This window comes from Pseudoalteromonas maricaloris (assembly GCF_024746855.1).
Classification (GTDB): Bacteria; Pseudomonadota; Gammaproteobacteria; order Enterobacterales; family Alteromonadaceae; genus Pseudoalteromonas; species Pseudoalteromonas maricaloris.
In genome coordinates, this window is record NZ_CP024625.1 from 1,862,293 (window position 1) to 1,882,072 (window position 19,780).

Annotated in this window: 12 protein-coding genes; all 12 read left to right on the forward strand. The window is 43.0% G+C overall.

Annotation, left to right across the window (positions count from 1 at the left end):
* The first annotated feature begins 95 nt into the window (after positions 1-95).
* The gene (pepN, locus tag CTT31_RS08090; RefSeq protein ID WP_211859756.1) at positions 96-2,681 is read left to right on the forward strand and encodes an aminopeptidase N; all 2,586 of its coding nucleotides are present in this window, start codon (positions 96-98) and stop codon (positions 2,679-2,681) included.
* On the forward strand, positions 2,682-2,903 hold the full coding sequence (locus CTT31_RS08095; RefSeq protein WP_211859757.1) for a DUF2835 domain-containing protein: 222 nt from the start codon (positions 2,682-2,684) through the stop codon (positions 2,901-2,903).
* 249 nt (positions 2,904-3,152) lie between these two features.
* Complete coding sequence (locus tag CTT31_RS08100; RefSeq protein WP_211859758.1) at positions 3,153-5,252, forward strand: DUF1302 domain-containing protein; 2,100 nt, start codon at positions 3,153-3,155, stop codon at positions 5,250-5,252.
* Between the two features lie 11 nt (positions 5,253-5,263).
* Positions 5,264-6,631 (forward strand): DUF1329 domain-containing protein, encoded by a 1,368-nt coding sequence (locus CTT31_RS08105; protein ID WP_260492327.1) that lies wholly within the window; start codon positions 5,264-5,266, stop codon positions 6,629-6,631.
* Between the two features lie 78 nt (positions 6,632-6,709).
* A complete protein-coding gene (locus CTT31_RS08110; protein WP_249122501.1) occupies positions 6,710-7,711 on the forward strand; it encodes a WD40/YVTN/BNR-like repeat-containing protein in 1,002 nt (333 codons plus the stop codon).
* On the forward strand, positions 7,711-10,032 hold the full coding sequence (locus CTT31_RS08115) for an efflux RND transporter permease subunit (RefSeq protein ID WP_045989048.1): 2,322 nt from the start codon (positions 7,711-7,713) through the stop codon (positions 10,030-10,032). Before CTT31_RS08110 ends, CTT31_RS08115 begins: the two co-directional genes overlap by 1 nt.
* A 211-nt stretch (positions 10,033-10,243) precedes the next feature.
* Positions 10,244-15,082, forward strand: a complete 4,839-nt coding sequence (locus tag CTT31_RS08120) for an NAD-glutamate dehydrogenase (protein ID WP_039495730.1) — start codon at positions 10,244-10,246, stop codon at positions 15,080-15,082.
* Positions 15,083-15,219: 137 nt separating this feature from the next.
* A complete protein-coding gene (pyrD, locus tag CTT31_RS08125) occupies positions 15,220-16,230 on the forward strand; it encodes a quinone-dependent dihydroorotate dehydrogenase (RefSeq protein WP_239980789.1) in 1,011 nt (336 codons plus the stop codon).
* 121 nt (positions 16,231-16,351) lie between these two features.
* Positions 16,352-16,879 carry a cell division protein ZapC domain-containing protein gene (locus tag CTT31_RS08130; protein WP_211859760.1) on the forward strand — a complete coding sequence of 176 codons (528 nt, stop codon included), beginning with the start codon at positions 16,352-16,354 and terminating at the stop codon, positions 16,877-16,879.
* A gap of 90 nt (positions 16,880-16,969) precedes the next feature.
* Entirely contained in the window at positions 16,970-17,353 is a 384-nt protein-coding gene (locus CTT31_RS08135) for a zf-TFIIB domain-containing protein (RefSeq protein WP_130126232.1), read from the forward strand.
* 92 nt (positions 17,354-17,445) lie between these two features.
* Positions 17,446-19,557 (forward strand): bifunctional 23S rRNA (guanine(2069)-N(7))-methyltransferase RlmK/23S rRNA (guanine(2445)-N(2))-methyltransferase RlmL, encoded by a 2,112-nt coding sequence (gene rlmKL, locus CTT31_RS08140; protein WP_130126233.1) that lies wholly within the window; start codon positions 17,446-17,448, stop codon positions 19,555-19,557.
* Positions 19,550-19,780, forward strand: a complete 231-nt coding sequence (locus CTT31_RS08145) for a glutaredoxin family protein (RefSeq protein WP_045989052.1) — start codon at positions 19,550-19,552, stop codon at positions 19,778-19,780. Before rlmKL ends, CTT31_RS08145 begins: the two co-directional genes overlap by 8 nt.

The following is a 19,780-nucleotide window of genomic DNA, read 5'->3' on the forward strand; positions in this document are numbered from 1 at the left end:
GTCAAATAGAAATTAAACGCCTATCCTTAGAATTGGCGATATCAAATTTGTTTTATCACTCGCCCCTTTTTGGGGCGTTTTTGTAAGGAATATATATGACTCAAAAACCACAAGCCAAATTTCTTAAAGATTACCTTGCACCAAGCCATACTGTTGATACGCTTTGCTTGACCTTTGAGTTAAGCCCTAGAAATACCATAGTGACTGCCGTAAGTCAGGTTGTCGCGGTGAGTAATGCGACACAATTAATATTAGATGGTGTCGACTTAGAGTTAGTATCTTGTCAGGTAAATGGTGAAGAGTGGCAAAGCCTTGAAAAATCTGACTCAGAATTGATTCTTTCTAACTTGCCAAAGGCCTTTGAGCTTAAAATTGTCACTAAAATTTCGCCACAAACAAACACCTCACTTGAAGGTTTATACCTCTCTGATGGCGCTTATTGTACGCAATGTGAAGCGGAAGGTTTTAGAAAAATCACCTACTTTATGGATAGACCTGATGTACTGACGACATATACGGTGACGGTCATTGGTGAGTCAAAGTATCGTTACTTATTATCAAATGGCAATAAAGTTGAAGAAGGGAGCTTAAGTGACGGCAGACATTTTGCAAAATGGCACGATCCGCACAAAAAACCAAGCTATTTGTTTGCCTTAGTTGCCGGCGATTTTGACGTATTAGAAGATAATTACAGCACTAAATCGGGTAGAGAAGTGAAGTTGGCGTTATTTGTTGATAAAGGCAATTTACATAAAGCTCCCCATGCTATGACGTCATTAAAAAAGGCCATGGAGTGGGATGAGTCAAGGTTCGATTTGGAATACGATCTCGATATATACATGATTGTCGCGGTTGATTTTTTCAATATGGGGGCAATGGAAAACAAGGGACTAAATGTTTTTAATAGTGCCTGTGTGTTGGCAAGCCAAGAGACTGCGACAGACCGAGACTTTCACACCATTGAGTCGATAGTTGGACATGAATACTTCCATAACTGGACTGGAAACCGGGTTACTTGCCGTGATTGGTTTCAGCTTAGTTTAAAAGAAGGCCTAACTGTATTTAGAGATCAGGAGTTTAGCAGCGATCTAGGTTCTCGAGGCCTCAACCGAATCGACGCAGTAATGGCGATGCGTACACATCAGTTTGCAGAAGACGCGGGGCCAATGGCACATCCGATAAGGCCTCAGCAAGTTATTGAAATGAATAACTTCTATACCGTAACTGTTTATAACAAAGGCGCTGAAGTGATCCGCATGATGCATACCTTATTGGGGGAAGCAAACTTCCAAAAAGGGATGAAACTCTACTTTGAGCGTCATGACGGACAAGCAGTGACGTGCGATGATTTCGTTAATGCAATGATGGATGCTTCTGGTGTTGATTTAACGCAATTTAAACTATGGTACGAGCAATTCGGCACGCCAAGAGTAAAAGTGGCTACCGAGTATGACAAACAGGCGCAAACATATGCAATTACGGTGAGCCAAAGCCATGCTGATTGCGACCCCGTAAAAGCGCCACTGCATATTCCTTTTAAGCTAGAGCTTTTGGATGAGCAAGGTGAAAGCATTCCGTTGCTAACAAAGCACGGAGAAATACAACGAGCGTTAGATATTACTGAATTTGAACAGCGGTTTGAGTTTGAGCAAGTTGTAAGTAAACCCGTTCCTGTATTACTAGAAGATTTCTCAGCGCCTGTGCTTATGGAGTACAGCTATACCATTGATGAGTTACTACACATATTGCGTTTTGCGCGTAGTGATTACGCTCGTTGGGAAGCAGTGCAGCAAATCTTTATGATCGAAGTTAAACGAGCGGTTACGTCAGGCGATTTCAAACTGGATCCAAAAGTACTCGATGCGTTGTCCGCATTGGTGGAAACATTAGATGGAGACCTTGCGCTATTGGCCGAGTTATTGACTTTACCAACGTTTGATACGCTAGCTAGTCAATTTGAAATTATCCCAGTAGACAAACTCGTTTCAATTTCCGATGCATTTGAAATGCAAATTGCGCAATCACTGCAACCGGTGTTTGAACATGCTTATTTGTCTTTGCAAGACTCAGGCTCATTAGAAGCAAAGGATGTCGCGATCAGAGCCTTTAAAAATAAAGCGCTTTATTACTTAGCGAAAACAGATTCCGATAGTGTTGCCAGCGCGCTAGACAATCAATTTTCTTCAAGCAATATGACCACTAAGTTGGCATCATTAAAAGCCGCCGTCGCCGCGCAGCACACAAAGATGGAAAGCTTGTTCAGTCAATTCGATAGTCAATGGCGTCACGATAGTCTAGTCATGGATAAATGGTTTGCATTAAGTGCAAGCTTATCTAATGATGAGGTGATATCGAATATAAATGCGCTTTATGCGCATCCTTGTTTTGATAAAGGCAACCCTAACCGTGTTCGCGCATTGATAGGAAGCTTCGCAAGAAGTAACCCCGCGCAATTCCATCGTACAGATGGCAAGGGCTATGCGCTATTGGGAGACTTATTAGTGGAGCTAAACAACATCAATCCACAAAATGCGTCACGTATGATCACGCCGTTTATGTCATGGAAGCGTTATGATGAAACGCGCCAACAACTGATGCGGGCACAGTTGAATCGTTTGGCTAACTTAGAAGGCTTAAGCGACGACTTATATGAGAAGGTAGAGAAGGCGCTAGCGCAGTAGATGAAAGAGTACTTCTTTTACATGGATTTGAGCTACGACAAGTGCCTCGGTTACTACTACGGGCACTATACTTCAGTGCAAGTGATTGAAGATGGGGGGAAGAGCATTCGCTTCCCCGCAGAGCATATTCGCCCCTTTATTTCATCAATTGGGATCAGGGGGAGATTTCGTCTCATCTTGGATGATAGCAATAAGTTTCTATCGTTAGAAAAAGTCACTTAATCGAAGTAGAACTGCAAAACATATTTTATTTTTGTTAAATGAGTTTGTTATAAGCTTGAAATACGTGTTATAAATTATCTGGTAGGACGTCTTACCAAGAGTAAAATACGCCCCTAGAGGCGAAAAAGCGTTGATTTAGTTGAGCAGTATTTGTATTTTCGCGGTTTTGCTTCTATCGTTTAGACAACAAAAAACAATAACTCTAAGAGCTTAAGCTCTAGACATGACCCGCCAAAAGGGGGAGAAATAATGATAAAAAGATCGCTCTTTGTGAAAAACAAAATCATGCTCGGTCTTAGTGCGGCAGTAATGGGAGCTGCCGCCACGTCAGTACACGCGGCCAGTTTTGAGGTTGGTGATTTCGAAATTACCTTCGACTCGACTTTTTCTTATGGTCAAAGCATTCGCGTTGAAGATCGTAACTTTGATTTCATCGGTAAAAGTAATCATCCACAGTTTAACTGGGATGGTTATAAAGCAACCACTGGCAATACCATCTATTCTTCGTCACAGATCTGGTCACAACAGGGTGCCTATTCAAATAATGGTGATGCTGGTAACCTAAATTTTGACTCTGGAGATACTTTCTCTCAGTTGTTAAAAGGTACCCATGATTTAGCAATTACCAAAGATAACTATGGTTTGTTCACTCGTTTCATGTATTTCTACGATTTTGCGATGGAAGATGGCGATTTTGCGTATAGCAACCCTGTTTCAGGCAAAAAAGTTGACCCGTGTGAAGACGACGATACCAGAAAACAAGTCTGTTCGGATTTACGCTTGCTAGATGCATTTGTTTGGGCGGATTTTGACCTCAATGATGGCAAAAACCCGCTCTCCGTGCGTTTAGGTCAGCAAGTCGTTAACTGGGGTGAAAGTACGCTTATTTCCCATGGCATTAACGTCAACCCAGTGGATATTGACCGCTTGAAAGCCCCTGGCTCTGAAGTAAAAGAAGCCTTTATCCCTGTCGGTATGCTTTGGGCGTCGATTGGTTTGTCTGAAAACGTCAACCTTGAAGGTTTTTATCAGTATCAATGGCATGAAACCAGATTGCCGGCAACAGGTAGTTACTTCTCAACCAATGATTTTGCATCTGAAAATGGTTATATGCAAAATGTTCAGCTTGGTTTTACCTCAAACCCTGATATCGATTTGTATCACCTCACTGACGCATTAAACAGTTTATATGCTGATGCAACTGCCGCATTGGTTGCTCAAGGCGTAGTGCCGACAGCAGAAGCAGTGGGCAGTGCTGCAGCGTCCATGTATATGGCTTATCCGACTAAAGTGGCGCTTAAAGGAAAAGGGAATAACGGTAAGAGCGAACCTGATGATGGTGGTCAGTACGGTTTACGCTTAGGTATTTTCTCTCCAGAGCTAAACGACACTGAATTTGGTTTGTATTACATTAATTACCACAGCCGTAGACCTCTGATTTCCGGTAAAGCTTCTAACTTTACAGGACAAGCGATCATGGCTGATTTAGCTTACATCGCACAAAATCAAATTACCGCAGACAATGTCACTAACCTAAATGCCTTTACTCAAGCGCAAATTACCTACCCAGAAGACATCAAGCTGTATGGTTTAAGTTTTAATACTGCGATTGGTGAAACCGCATTTGCTGGTGAAGTGGCATATAGACAAGATGAGCCACTACAGATAGATGACGTTGAACTACTTTACGCAGGTATGGTTGAGCAGTTAGCCGCTGCGGGTCTGCGTGATGATTTGGCTGGTTTATCTCAGCTTAGTCAAGGGGACGATGTTGCTTATGTGGGTCCTGGTGAAGTCGCGCAAGGTTATATTTTGCGAGACACTATTCAAGCACAGTTTACTGCAACACATTTGTTCGGACCATCGCTAGGTGCAGATAGCTGGGCAGTGGTTGGTGAAGTCGGTGCTGTTACTATTAAAGACATGCCAGAGTACGATGAGCTTCGTTTGAATGTTTCAGGTACTGGCCGAAGTGGCACGATTGAGGGGCTTTCTGGCCGAGATTACAATCTTATCCATCAAGCGGTTTCAAATGGTCCAGAGACCAACCCATTCCCATCGGCTTCTGCATGGGGCTATCGCCTTATTGCTAAGGGTGAGTATAACAACCTATTCAGTGGTGTGAATTTTTCTCCACGTGTAGTGTTCTCACATGATGTTAACGGTATCACCCCGGATCCTATGTTCTTGTTCATTGAGGATCGTAAATCGCTAGGCATTAATCTTAACTTTAACTACTTAAATTCGTGGTCATTTGATTTTGGCTATAACACGTTTTGGGGTGGTGGTAAGACGAATACCTTTGCGGACCGTGATTTCATCTCATTCAACATTAAGTATTCAATTTAAGGGCTTTCGATATGTTTAGAAAACCTACATTTATCGCAGCAACAATAATTACAATGCTATCTGCCAGCAGCGCTATGGCGAAAATGAGCGCTGACGAAGTTGCACGTTTAGGTAAAGACTTGACGCCTATCGGTGCAGAGAAAGCGGGTAATGCTGATGGCAGTATTCCGGCTTGGAATGGTGGGATCACTGTGCCTCCAGCTGGTTATGAAGTGGGCATGCACCATCCAGATCCATTTGCTGATGACAAAGTATTGTTCACAATTGATAAATCAAATTTAGATAAATACAAGTCATTGCTAAGCCCAGGTCAAATTGCGCTATTTGAAACGTATCCAGAAACGTTCAAAATGAACATTTACCCAACTAGACGCAGCGCTTCTTATCCGCAGTTTGTGTATGATGCAACAAAGAAATACGCATCTACAGCAGAGCTGATCGAAGGTGGTAACGGCATTAAAAATACCGCTATCGGTATCCCGTTTCCAGTGCCAAAAGATGGCTTAGAAGCTATCTGGAACCACCTATTGCGTTTCCGTGGCTTGTCGATTGCACGTTACGGCGGTCAAGCGATGCCTACGGAGTCAGGTGCTTACAACATTATCGGTTTCGATGAGCAATTATTGGTTAAGTACTCTGCAACAGATGCAACCCCTGAAGCGTTGCAAGAGTCAAATATCCTGTTTAAGTTTAAGCAGCAAGTGACAGAGCCTGCACGTCTTGCTGGAACTGCATTGCTTGTACATGAAACCATGGACCAAATTTTGACACCTCGTCAGGCTTGGACCTATAACGCAGGCCAGCGTCGTGTAAGACGTGCGCCAAACGTTGCATATGATGCACCAGGAACTGCGTCAGATAGCTTACGTACAACAGATGACTTTGATATGTTTAACGGCTCTCCAAACCGTTATGATTGGAAACTTGTTGGTAAAAAAGAGATGTATATCCCTTACAACAGTTACAAACTACATAGCGACAAGCTGAAGTATGATGATATCTTGATGGCCGGTCATATTAACCCTGAGCATGTACGATATGAAAAGCACCGCGTATGGGTAGTCGAAGCTAACCTGAAAGAAGGTACTCGCCATATTTACAAAAAGCGTGTGTTCTATATTGATGAAGATAGCTGGCAAATCCACGTAACGGATATCTATGATAACCGTGACCAGATGTATCGCGTTGCGATGGCACATGGTCTTAATTACTACGAAGTGCCGACACATTGGAGTACGTTGGATGTCTATCATGATCTAAACTCTCGTCGCTACCTTGCGATTGGGTTAGATAACGAAGAAGACATGTATGACTTCAGTCAGTCTTTCAACGATAACGAGTTTACTCAGGGTGCGCTGCGCCGTGAGGGTCGCCGTTAATCAAATATTATCAGGCTGAAGCAACCTCGCTTCAGCCTTCTTCCTCCTTTCCTCTCACAACTCGAGTGTTTTCTCATGATGAAGAAGTTAGTAGCAGCCTCGATTTTAACTATGGCGCATGTAGCAGTAGCCGAAAGTAGTGATCAGATTTCAGCAGAATCAGCCCTGATGGTCGCTCACCCAGAACAAACGCTTTTCACAGATATTACAGATAATGGTGATGCGTTAATTGCGGTAGGTAAACACGGCACAATAATTATTAAACAAGAAGGGCAAAACTGGACGCAGGCAGAGGTGCCAATTCAATCACTGTTGACCTCTGTGACATTCAAAGGCAAAGATATTGGTTGGGCTTGTGGCCACGACGCTAGCATAATCAAAACCACAGACGGTGGTAAAACATGGGCGCTAAAACAATATCTACCAACATTGGAAAAGCCTTGTCTTGATATTGAGTTTATTGACCAACAACACGGCTTCGCTGTGGGTGCTTATGGCATGTTTTTTGAAACCACTGATGGTGGTGAGTCTTGGACAAAACGTTTTATCAGTGAATTTGTTCACCCCGATGATGTCGACTACTTAGCCGATTTAAAAGAGCAAGACCCCGCGGCATATGAACAAGAAACGGCGTTTATTCTTCCCCATTTTAATCGCCTGTTAATCGCCGAAGGCATGATGTACCTTGCCGGTGAAATGGGACTTGTGGCACAAAGTGATGACTTAGGAAAAACATGGCAAAAATTTGAGCCTTTTTATCGCGGTTCATTTTTTGCTGTTGATCAAACCTCAGATAACCAACTTATTGTTGCAGGCCTTAGGGGCAACGCATTTATTGGCAATGCACAGCAAGTAGTGCAACTTGATACTCAAAAAACGGCGACAATAAATAGTATTACCCACAAAGATAATGTGACCTATATGTTTGCTAACAGCGGCGTAATATTCACGTTGAAAGCAGGTAAGCTAACCTCAAAACAACTAAAAAACGGCCACTCTATTTTAGCAGGTGTGGTTAAAAAGAATCAGCTAATTCTGGCGACGGAGCAGGGGATTGCTGAGGTAGAGGTGAACAACTAATGCAAGCGTTTTTAAATCAATTGGTATACGCCATCTTTAGGCATCGTATTACCGTCGTGTCTTTTTTCGTACTGACGACGATATTTTTGGGCTTCAAAGCCACACAAATTCAGCTCGATGCCTCATTTAACAAAAATATTCCACTAAATCATGAATACATGAAAGTTTACTTGAAGCACGAAAAACAGTTTGGTGGTGCAAATAGTATTCTTATTTCTGTTTGTGATAAAGATGGTGACATCTTTAATGAGCCATTTTTCACTCAGCTAAAGGCTGTGCATGATCAGCTCTATTTTATCCCAGGTGTTAATCGCCCACTGGTGAATTCAATCTTTGCACCCAGTGCGAGATTCGTCGAGGTGGTAGAGGACGGCTTTGCCGGTGGACCTATTATTCCGGCTAATTTTCAACCTACTGAACAAGGCCTAGCGGTTGTAAAGCAGAACATTGAAAAAGCAAAAGTTGTGGGCCGTATGGTTGCGAGCGATTATTCTTGTGCCATGGTAACCGCTCAGCTAATGGAAACCGATCCGCAAACTCAAGAAAAGCTTGATACCTTAGCCTTTGCGCAAAAATTAGAGTCTGAGATCCGAGCGCCTCTTAGCACTGACAAAGTGAGCATACATATTATTGGCTTTGCGAAAATGGCCGGTGACATTGCTGATGGTGCGAAAGGTGTAGTGCTTTTCTTTGCGTTAGCAATTGCTTTTACCTTTATTATGGTCTGGATGTTCTGTAAGAGCTTTAAGCTTACGCTGCTTCCGATTGTTTGTTCATTTATTGCTGTGATTTGGCAGATGGGCTTACTCAGTACTTTGGGCTTTGGTGTTGATCCCATGTCTATTTTGGTGCCTTTCTTAGTCTTCGCCATTGGCGTGAGTCACGGTGTGCAAATGATCAACGCGATAGGTAAAAAAGTAGCGGAAGGGGTAAGCTGCAAAGTGGCTGCTGAAGCGAGCTTTAAAGCATTACTTATCCCAGGTGGCATTGCTCTACTTTCTGACACCGTTGGCTTCTTAACCTTACTGGCAATCGACATCGGTATTATTCGTGAACTTGCTATTACTGCCAGTTTAGGGGTTGCAGTTATTATCTTTACCAACTTGGTACTGCTTCCAGTGATGGCGTCGTTCTTTGAGTCTGCAAATATTAAGCGACTTGGTGATGGTAAAAACGCCAGCCATGGTATGTTTGAGGCAATGCGAGAGGCCTTGGTGAAAACCACAGACAAAAAAGTGGCCAGAGTGATTTTACTTATCAGTGCAGTATTGTTCGCATTTGGCTACTGGCAATCTGAAAAAATGCGTATTGGTGATTTACATGCTGGTGCACCGGCGCTACATGAAGATGCCAGATACAACCAAGACACTTTCCTTATCTCAGACCGTTATGCAATTTCTTCTGATATCTTAAAGGTCATTGTAGAAGCGACACCTGCGGCTTGTACCGAGCACGATACAATGGAGCGTATTAGTCGTTTCCAATGGCGAGTAGAAAACTTACCGAGTGTACAATCGGCTGTTTCTTTAAGCTCCGTTGCACAAGCGGTTAATGCTGGGTACAACGAAGGTAACTTAAAGTGGCAGACGTTACCAAGAAATACCGCTTCTCTAGTTCAAGCTACCTCTCGAGTGGAGACAAGCTCAGGGCTACTTAACGGTGATTGTTCGGTGATGCCTATTATCATCTTTATGGCAGATCATAAGGCCGAATCTATCGACCATGTGATTGCGAAGATAAAAGCGTTCTCAGAAGAAGAGGGAACTGATGACGTTGCCTTTAAATTAGCATCAGGTCCAATCGGTGTGATGGCGGCAACAAATGAATCCGTTTCCGAGGCGCAGGTTCCTATGATGATCTACGTGTACGGCGCGGTGATCCTGTTGTGCCTAGCGAGCTTTAGGAGCGTGCGAGCGACTATCGCAGTGGTACTACCTTTATATGTGGTATCAACGCTGGCTCAGGCGCTTATGGTGCAGCTTGAAATCGGTTTAACGGTATCGACGCTACCGGTAATTGCTTTGGGTGTGGGAATAGGTGTCGATTACGGCATTTATATTCTATCCTCTATGATGGGACAGCTTAAGCAAGGTATGCCGTTGTCGGTTGCCTATCGAAATGCGCTTGCTGAACGAGGCAGTGCGGTACTGTTTACTGGTATCACATTGGCGATTGGCGTAAGCACATGGATTTTCTCTGCGCTTAAGTTCCAGGTTGATATGGGTATCCTTTTAACCTTCATGTTCTTGGTAAATATGCTGGGTGCTGTGCTGCTTTTACCGGCAATTGGAACGCTTATCTGGTCTGACCAGAAAAAATAATGTGAATAATTGTGCTCCTTTTTATTTGGTATTGGCGATTTATATCTATTTTTTGTGAATAGATGAGCAAACAGCTGAAAAGCTTGAAATGTTTTCGTCAAAAAGGCTGTTTATTAGCGTCAGAAAGGTTAGAATTTACCTGACTCCACGCTAATAAATGGCTGTACAAATAATCTACCGTTCAAAGGTGGTATAGATTAAGGAACACATAATGACACAAAATGAAGGCACAGCTTCTGTTATCCTAGATAACGTCTGCAAGCTTATCCATAAAAAAGTCCATGCTGACAAAGTGTCACTTGTCGAAACGTTTGCCAAAACCTTGTACAGCAATATGTCTAAAGAGGATTTGGCACATCGTAACGACAGTGACTTATACGGCGCAGCATTGAGCCTTTGGAATGCCCTTGATAAAAACAAGTCTGACGACGCCGTCATTCGCGTTTTTAATCCTGAGGTTGCAAAGGATGGATGGCAATCATCGCATACAATTGTCGAGATAATCGCTAAAGATATGCCGTTTTTGGTTGATTCAGTGCGCATGGCGATGAATCGCAAAAACATAGTCTCTCACCTATTACTTCATTCTCCACTTAAGTTACAAAGAAACGATGCCGGTGCAATCACCGCGGTTTCTAACTTAAAAGCAGAACAAGAATCTACGTCTACTAAGACCGTATTTTTTATCGAAATCGACAGGCAAACAGATGATTCGGTGATCGCTGATTTTACAGCTGAGCTTGAATCTGTCTTAAATGATGTTTCTGTTGCGGTTGCTGATTGGCTACCAATTCGCGATAAATTGGTGAGCGTAAGTAAAGAGCTGCCGACCCGTCATTATAGTTGTTCAAAAGAAGAAGTTGCTGAAGCCGTCGAGTTTTTAGACTGGCTGGTTAGCGACAACTTTACCTTTATGGGCTACCGCCAATATGATTTGACTCCAGTTCAAGGTGACTATGAGCTGAAGCCAGTTGAAGGCACAAGTCTCGGACTAATGAAAAACTCAGGTGATGACCACAGTCGTTTATTGTCTGAATTGCCTGAAGTTGCGCGCAAAGAAGCACGTAGTAACAACTTGTTGATCTTAACTAAGACAAATTCACTTTCACGCGTTCATAGACCCGCGTATATCGACTATGTTGGTATCAAGCGTTTTGATGATGAAGGTAACGTGATTGGTGAAGACCGTTTCATTGGCTTGTTCTCTTCTAGCTTCTACAACAACAGTGCGGTAGATGTTCCGGTACTTAAGAGTAAAATTAACCGTATCATGGAGCAATGTGACTTTGCCAAAGGCACACATGCATACAAGGCGGTACTCAACATTCTTGAAACCTATCCACGTGATGAGTTAGTACAAGCACGCGAAAGCGAGCTGCTTGAAGTGGCAATGGGCGTTCTACAAACTCAAGAGCGTGACATGTGTCGCTTATTTGTGCGTAAGGATGTGTATGGTCGTTTCTTCTCTTGTATGGTTTATGTGCCGAGAGAGCGATACAACACTGCGTTACGCCGTGAAACTCAACAACTGCTAGGCCGTGCATTTAAGTCTAGCGACAAAGTAGAGTTCACCACCTTTTTCTCTGAATCAACACTAGCGCGTACGCATTACATCGTGCGTGTTGATGACAACAACATAGATTACAACGTGAAAGAAATTGAAAATAACTTGGTAGAAGCCGCTCGTACTTGGGAAGACAAGCTACAATCTGCACTTCTTGAAAGAACGGGTGAGTCTCGTGGTAACGAGTTAAACCGTAAATATACGAATGCCTTCCAGTCTGCTTATAAAGACCAAGTATTGCCAAGCGCAGCAGTCGTAGACATCGAAAAGCTAGAGCAACTAAATGATGACAACAAACTTGAGATGCTGTTCTACAGACCTCAGGAAGAAGCAACGTCACAACTTGTTCGTTTGAGCTTGTTCCATAAAGCAGAGCCTATTCACTTATCAGACGTGATGCCAATGCTTGAGAACTTTGGTCTACGTGTTATTGGTGAAACACCATACGCGGTGAAGACGACTGATGGTCAAGTAAACTGGATCATGGATTTCTCTATGCTTATCGACAGCAAAGGGATCACTGATTTTGACAAAGTATCAGCACGTTTCCGTGCGGCATTGACCAATGTGTGGAATAACCGCCTAGAAAACGATGGTTTCAACCGTTTAGTGTTATTAGGTGGTCTAACTGGTCGTGAAGCATCTATCCTGCGCGCATATGCTAAATACATGCGCCAAATTGGTGTGACGTTCTCGCAGTCTTACATCGAGAATACATTTGACCGCTACCCGCACATTGCAGCGATGATCGTTGATCTATTCGTGAAGAAGTTTGCACCGAAGAAAGTTGCTACTGAAAAGGCACTTCAGAAGGTTGTTGATGCTATCTACCTAGAGCTTGAAAACGTAGCGAATCTAGATGATGACCGTATCATTCGTTTGTACGTTGATATGATCAATGCAACGCTGCGTACTAACTTCTATCAAAAAGAAGCTGATGGCACGAATAAGTCGTATACGTCATTCAAGATCCAGCCAAGCGCAGTGCCAGATATGCCATTGCCATTACCAGCGTTTGAAATTTTCGTATACTCTCCACGCGTAGAAGGTGTTCACCTACGTGGTGGTAAAGTGGCTCGTGGTGGTCTACGTTGGTCAGACCGTCGTGAAGATTTCCGCACAGAAGTACTTGGCCTAGTTAAAGCACAGCAGGTTAAGAATACGGTTATCGTCCCTGTGGGTTCTAAAGGCGGTTTTGTTTGTAAACAACTTCCAACTGAACGTGAAGCGTTCTTCAAAGAAGGCCAAGAGTGTTACAAGATCTTCATCCGTGGTCTACTAGACATCACAGATAACATCGTACATGGTGACATTGTGCCGCCAGTGGATGTTGTACGTCACGACGAAGACGACCCATACCTAGTTGTTGCAGCGGACAAAGGGACTGCGACTTTCTCTGATATCGCAAATGGTATCGCTGAGTCTTATAACTTCTGGCTTGGTGACGCTTTCGCGTCAGGTGGTTCAGTTGGTTACGACCACAAGAAGATGGGTATTACTGCTAAAGGCGGTTGGGAATCGGTTAAGCGTCACTTCCGTGAAATGGACGTTGACTGTCAAACAACTGATTTCACAGCGGTTGGTATCGGTGACATGGGCGGTGACGTATTTGGTAACGGGATGCTGCTATCTAAGCACATTCGTTTACAAGCGGCATTTAACCACATGCACATCTTTATCGATCCAAACCCAGATGCGGCAAGCTCGTATGTAGAGCGTGAGCGTCTATTTAATCTGCCACGTTCAAGTTGGGAAGATTATAATAAGGATCTAATTTCTGAGGGCGGTGGTATTTTCTCTCGTGCAGCGAAAGCAATTACGCTAAGCGCTGAAATGAAGAAGATGATAGGCACTAAGAAATCGAGCATGACACCTAACGAGTTGATCAAAGCATTGTTAAAGATGCCAGTTGATTTGCTGTGGAATGGTGGTATCGGTACTTACATCAAGTCTAAATCTGAAACTGACGCTGAAGTAGGCGACCGTGCAAACGACGCGCTACGTATCAACGGCGGTGAGCTTGGTGCGAAGATCTTTGGTGAAGGTGGTAACTTAGGTGCAACTCAGCTGGGTCGTATCGAATTTGCTTCAAACGGCGGTCGTATCAACACTGACTTTATCGACAACGTAGGTGGTGTTGCTTGTTCGGATAATGAAGTTAATATCAAGATCCTACTTAACGGCCTAGTTGCTGAAGGTGAATTGACGAATAAGCAGCGTAACGAATTACTGTATTCAATGACTGATGAAGTATCAGAATTGGTACTGAAAGATTGTTACCGTCAAACGCACACGCTTTCGGTTACTAAGTCTAAAGGTCCAGCAACGCTGAAAGAGAAAGTACGTTTTATCCATGCACTTGAAAAAGACGGCAAGCTAAATCGTGCAATCGAATTCTTACCAACTGATGAAGAGCTAGCAGAGCGCGCGGCGGCAGGTAAAGACCTAACGCGTCCTGAGCTATCTGTATTGGTTTCTTACTCTAAGATGGTGTTAAAAGAGACATTGGTTGTTGATGAGATCTCAGAAAATCCATACTACCGTCAGTTGCTAGTGAACTCGTTCCCAGCACCACTGCGCGAGCGCTTCAATGCTGCGATGGATAATCACCCGCTACGTAAAGAGATCATTGCAACGAAACTTGCAAACAACATCGTTAACGACATGGGTCTAAACTTCATGGTTCGTATGCACGAAGAGACAGGTGCAACGGATGCAGAAATTGCGGTTTGCTACTCAATTGCAAGTGCAATCTTTGAAATGAAGGAAACGTGGTCAGCGATTTCTGCGCTTGATAATAAGATCCCAGCGGCAGTTCAAACGGAAATGCTATATCAATTACGTCGTACGGTTCGCCGTGCAACGCGTTGGTTCTTACGTCACCGTGACAAGTCTCAAACTATCGAGCAAACCATTGCGTTCTTTGCACCTACATTTAAAGATTTAAGTGCAAATCTACACAACTACATGGTTGCAAATGAAAGCGAGCAGATCGTTGATAAAGCACGTGACCTTGAATCTCAAGGTGTACCAGCTGAGATTGCACTGCGTATCGTGTCACTTTCAAGCTTGTTCTCTGTCATGGACTTAGCGGAAGTTGCACATAGCTCAGGTCGTAAGATCGGTGTTGTGTCTAATACCTACTTCACGCTTGGTGCAAACATGGGCCTACATTGGTTCCTTGACCAAATCACGGCTCAACCTGTTGCAAACCATTGGCAGGCGCTTGCTCGTGCTTCATATCGTGAAGAGCTGGATTGGCAACAGCGTTCATTGTCAGAGGTTGTGTTAAACAGCTTTGCTGGTGATGACAGTGATATCAATGAACAGATTGAACAGTGGATGGATAAGCAAGCAGGCTTACTACACCGTTGGCAGCAAATGCTAACTGAGTTTAAGACGTCGCAAAGTCATGACTTTGCTAAGTTCTCAGTTGCACTTCGTGAGCTAATGTTACTAAGCCATAACTGCGATACTTCCAAATAATCTAGAAATCGCTACAATACCCCAGCTTTGACTGGGGTATTTTTTTGTCTAATGCCATTGGCATAATCCATTTAGCTAAAGTTACGCTTGGGTAATTTTAGCTAAGTCGATTACGTTACCAATACTGAGGAGCTACCATGTTTTACGATCTTGCGCGTCGTTTTATGTTTAATAAAGATGCGGAGTGGGCACACGATTTTGCCCTAAACAACCTGCGCCGCTTTGCGAATACGCCAATGAGCCTTGCATGGTCTCAATCAGTTCAAGACAAACCGGTTAATTTTCTGGGGTTAGAGTTTAAAAATCCAGTAGGGTTGGCCGCCGGTCTTGATAAAAATGCTGAGTGTATCGAAGCATTTGCACAAATGGGTTTTGGTTTTATTGAAGTAGGGACTGTCACGCCAAGACCACAAGCGGGCAACGACAAGCCTCGGATCTTTCGTCTACCTGAAGCAAATGCGATTATTAATCGCATGGGATTCAATAACAAGGGCGTTGATTACCTAGTCAACAACGTAAAAGCAGCAAAATACGATGGGATCCTTGGGATCAATATTGGCAAAAATAAAGATACGCCGAATGAACAAGGTAAAGATGACTACATTCACTGTATGAGAAAAGTATTTGAGCATGCCTCATATATCACCGTGAATATCTCTTCACCAAATACACCGGGTCTGAGAGATCTACAATATGGCGAGGCGCTGGACGATCTATTGCAAAGCCTGAAAAATGAACAGATGGATCTGATCGCCAAGCATAACAAGTCAGTGCCTATGTTGGTAAAGATCGCACCAGATGTCGATGGCGTTCAGTTAACCCAGATCGCAGAATCATTAGTTAATAATCGTATCGATGGTGTTATTGCAACTAACACAACATTAGCCCGAGATGCGGTAGAAAACCTAGAGCACGGTAATGAAGCAGGTGGTTTGTCTGGAAGACCTGTTCGTGAAAAATCGACGCATGTTGTCAGCGAATTGAAGCGTATTACCGACGGTAAGCTACCAATCATCGGTGTAGGTGGTATTGACAGTGCTGAATCTGCAAAAGAGAAACTTTCAGCTGGTGCAGATTTAGTACAAGTCTATACAGGCTTTATTTATGAAGGGCCAGCGCTTGTTAAAAAGATCGTTTCGTCCTTATAAGGATCGGTCATATAACCAAATGATCCAAAACAAAACGTTATTATAAAAAATTTCATCATTGCGTTTTTCGCGTTATACTCCCACTTACTAGTTGAGCTAATTGGTTGGTGGGAGAGAAGTTTTGCAAGCTTCAAAAGAGTGGCAATGGATCCGCTGCACAGAAAGGAACAGGTTGTTAATTGATTTGGGTGACGAGCTTCAGCTTTGCACGCCTTTTCGTTTGCGCCACCTTACTGAAGACTCCACCGCTAATCCCAATTTTAGTCTCAGCGAAGCTGAATTTTATCAGAGTGTATTTTCCTACCTTTGCGGTTTTGGTGTTTGGAACGAGCCTAGGTGCTGCCAAATCGCTTTAAATGCCACTGCGGCAAAGTTTCATCTACAACCTATGCAAGCAAAAAGCTGGTTTTTTAAGCCATATTTTGGTGGCGAACCTGTGAGTGAGGCAGTTGTGTGTTTAAATTCCAAGTTAAGCAGCGGCGAGTTTCTAATTATCGAGCATGATGGTCAATCAAGTCTTTGTTTAAGCTTGAACGAGCAATTTATTCTTGATGAGGGAATAGAGCTTGAACAATTTCAAGCGATAAAAGTACTGAACGATCGGTTAGCGCCTCTTGTGTTAACACACCGAGTTCATCAAAGCGCATAGCCAAGTTCTTCCCATCGTTTTATTGACCAGCAATTATTTCCTGTATTAATCTGTACCTACTTTGAGTTGTTCGCTGATCTAGGGAACAGAATGCGCTGCCTCTGCGATAAAACATTAAAATTAACTTATGCCGACGCTGAAGGACATTGCGGTTATCAATGTCAGTCATGCGGTGCCATTTGGCTGCCGCGCAAATTTATTGATTCCATTAAACATACTTATCATTTTAGTTATACCGATTTTATTGCAAAGCGGTCGTTGGTTGAGCGTGACGTTTTACAATTATGCCCTGATGATGGTCATACACTTAAAGACTATACGCTCTTTGAAGCTAGTTTTAGTGAGTGCGGGTGCTGTGGTGGCGTGTGGTTTGAAAAAGGGGAGCTCCATAACTTACTACAAAATTACCAAAGCAAGAGTTCGGACATAAGCGCGCTAGATAAGTTAGATTTTCTGAGCTTGCTAAATTTTTAACGTAATTTATCCCCATACAACCAAGCTCAACTAATAACTAACGATAACTTGTGTGTTATACTGCGCCCAGTTGAAATTTAAGGGTATTCAAATTGCAATTTATCGCATTGACATCTATTGGTGTAGAGCAGTTACTGGTTGAAGAATTAACCGAGTTTGGTTTTGAAATAAACAAGCAAACCGTTGGTTCAGTTAAGTTCACAGGCGCTAATCTAGACGTACAAAAGTTCTGTATGATGACACGATTTGCAACGCGCGTGATGTTGCTTATCGATGACAAACCAGAAGTGAATGACAAAGATTCTCTCTACAAGTTTGTTCGTTTTCAGGCATGGCAAGATTGGTTTAGCCCAAAGCAGACCTTTGCAGTAGAGTTTAATGGTACGAATAATGCGCTAAAAAATACGCAATTCTCTGGTCTGGTGGTTAAGGATGGGATCGTTGACTATTTCAATGACCTGTTTGAACAACGTCCAGATGTTGACAAGCAGACACCGGATATTCGCATCATAGCGAAATTATCAAAGCAAGGCTGTGCGCTATATATCGATTTCTCGGGACCTCGCTTATCTGATAGAGGCTATCGTGACAAACAAGGTAAAGCGCCAATTCGTGAACATTTAGCGGCAGCGCTGGTTAAACGTAGCGGCTGGCTTGAAGATACTAATAAGCCGCTTTTTGATCCCTGCTGTGGTTCTGGCACGTTATTGATAGAAGCGGCTTCTATGGCACTTGGTTTACCTACTAACCTCAATAAAGACTTTGCCTTTAAACGCCTGCCGAGTTTTCGTGAAAGTAAGTTCACCGAGCTTAAAGCACAATTAAATGTACAACCAGAGCAAAAGAGCTTATGGCTGATCGGTAGTGATATCGATGAACGTGTGCTGTCAATTGCTGAGCGTAATGCCAAGCGCGCAGGCGTTGAGTCACATATAAAGTTTAAGTTTGAAGATGCCAATCAGCTTAGCCTTGCTGCTAAACGCCCCGGCACTGTGCTGAGTAACTTACCTTATGGTGAACGTCTAGGTGGTATGGCTGAAATTATTACGCTATATCGCAATATGGGTATCGCCTTTAAAAAGCACTATAAAGACTGGAATTTGGCGTTACTTGCGAGTGAAGAAAGCCTATTAAAAGTGCTAAAACTAGCGCGTAAAAAGTCTTATAAATTCAAAAATGGCCCGCTCGACGTGCTGCTTAACTTGTATGAAATGAATGAAATGCAGGTACAGCAAAATAAACAGAGCAGTGGGCTTAATTTTGAAGGCTCGACTGCGTTTGGCAACCGCTTGAAGAAAAATCTACAAGGCTTAAAATCTTGGCTGAAAAAAGAAGACATTAATGCGTATCGTGTTTATGACGCGGATATCCCTGAATACAATGTTGCAGTTGATATTTATAACGATAACGCAGTCATCTTTGAATACAAAGCGCCAAAAGAAATTGACGATAGTGTTGCGCAAAAACGTTTGCAAGACGTGATCACACTTACCGCCGAGCAGCTTAATATCGACCCGCTAAACATCGCGGTAAAAGTAAGAAAGCGCCAAAAAGGTCAAGAACAATACAAAGCCCTGGACAAGCAAAACCGCACTGAGGTAGTAGAAGAGTACGGTGCTAAGTTCAAGGTTAACCTATTTGATTATCTTGATACGGGTCTATTCCTTGACCACCGCTTAGCTCGCAAGTTTATTCAGCAACATTCGAAAGATAAACGCGTGTTGAATCTATTTGCATACACAGGTAGTGCTTCTGTGCACGCCGCAGTTGGCGGCGCTAAGTCTGTTACCACAGTAGATATGTCAAAGACCTATCTAAAATGGGCTGAAGAAAACTTTGAGCTAAATGGTTTGAAGAACCCACGTTTCAGATTTGAGCAAGCGGATTGCTTAAAATGGCTTGAAAGAGCCGTTGGTCAATATGATCTCATTTTCTTAGACCCACCAACATTCTCTAACTCTAAACGTATGTCTGACGCATTTGACGTGCAAAGAGATCATTTAAAACTATTTGGTTGGGTAAAGAAAATATTAGCACCGAATGGTGTACTGCTGTTTTCTAACAACAAACGCGGATTTAAAATCGATGAAATGGGACTTGCGGCACTTGGCCTAACTGCTGAGGAATACTCATCGCAAACCTTGTCTTTGGATTTTAAACGTAACAAGCAAATTCACAACAGCTGGTTGATCCGTCATGATTAAATGTACCTTATTCCACACCGATGGTTGTCATCTTTGTGAAGAAGCATTGGCGATGTTAATTCAATTTTTGCCTGAAGCCGAAATTGAACTCGTCGATATCGTCGATAGTGAAGAGACGATGACGGAATATCAATATAGAATTCCAGTGATTAAAAAAGGCGAGACAGGTCAGGAACTTGGCTGGCCTTTTACTCAACAACAACTACAAGAATTTATAGACTAA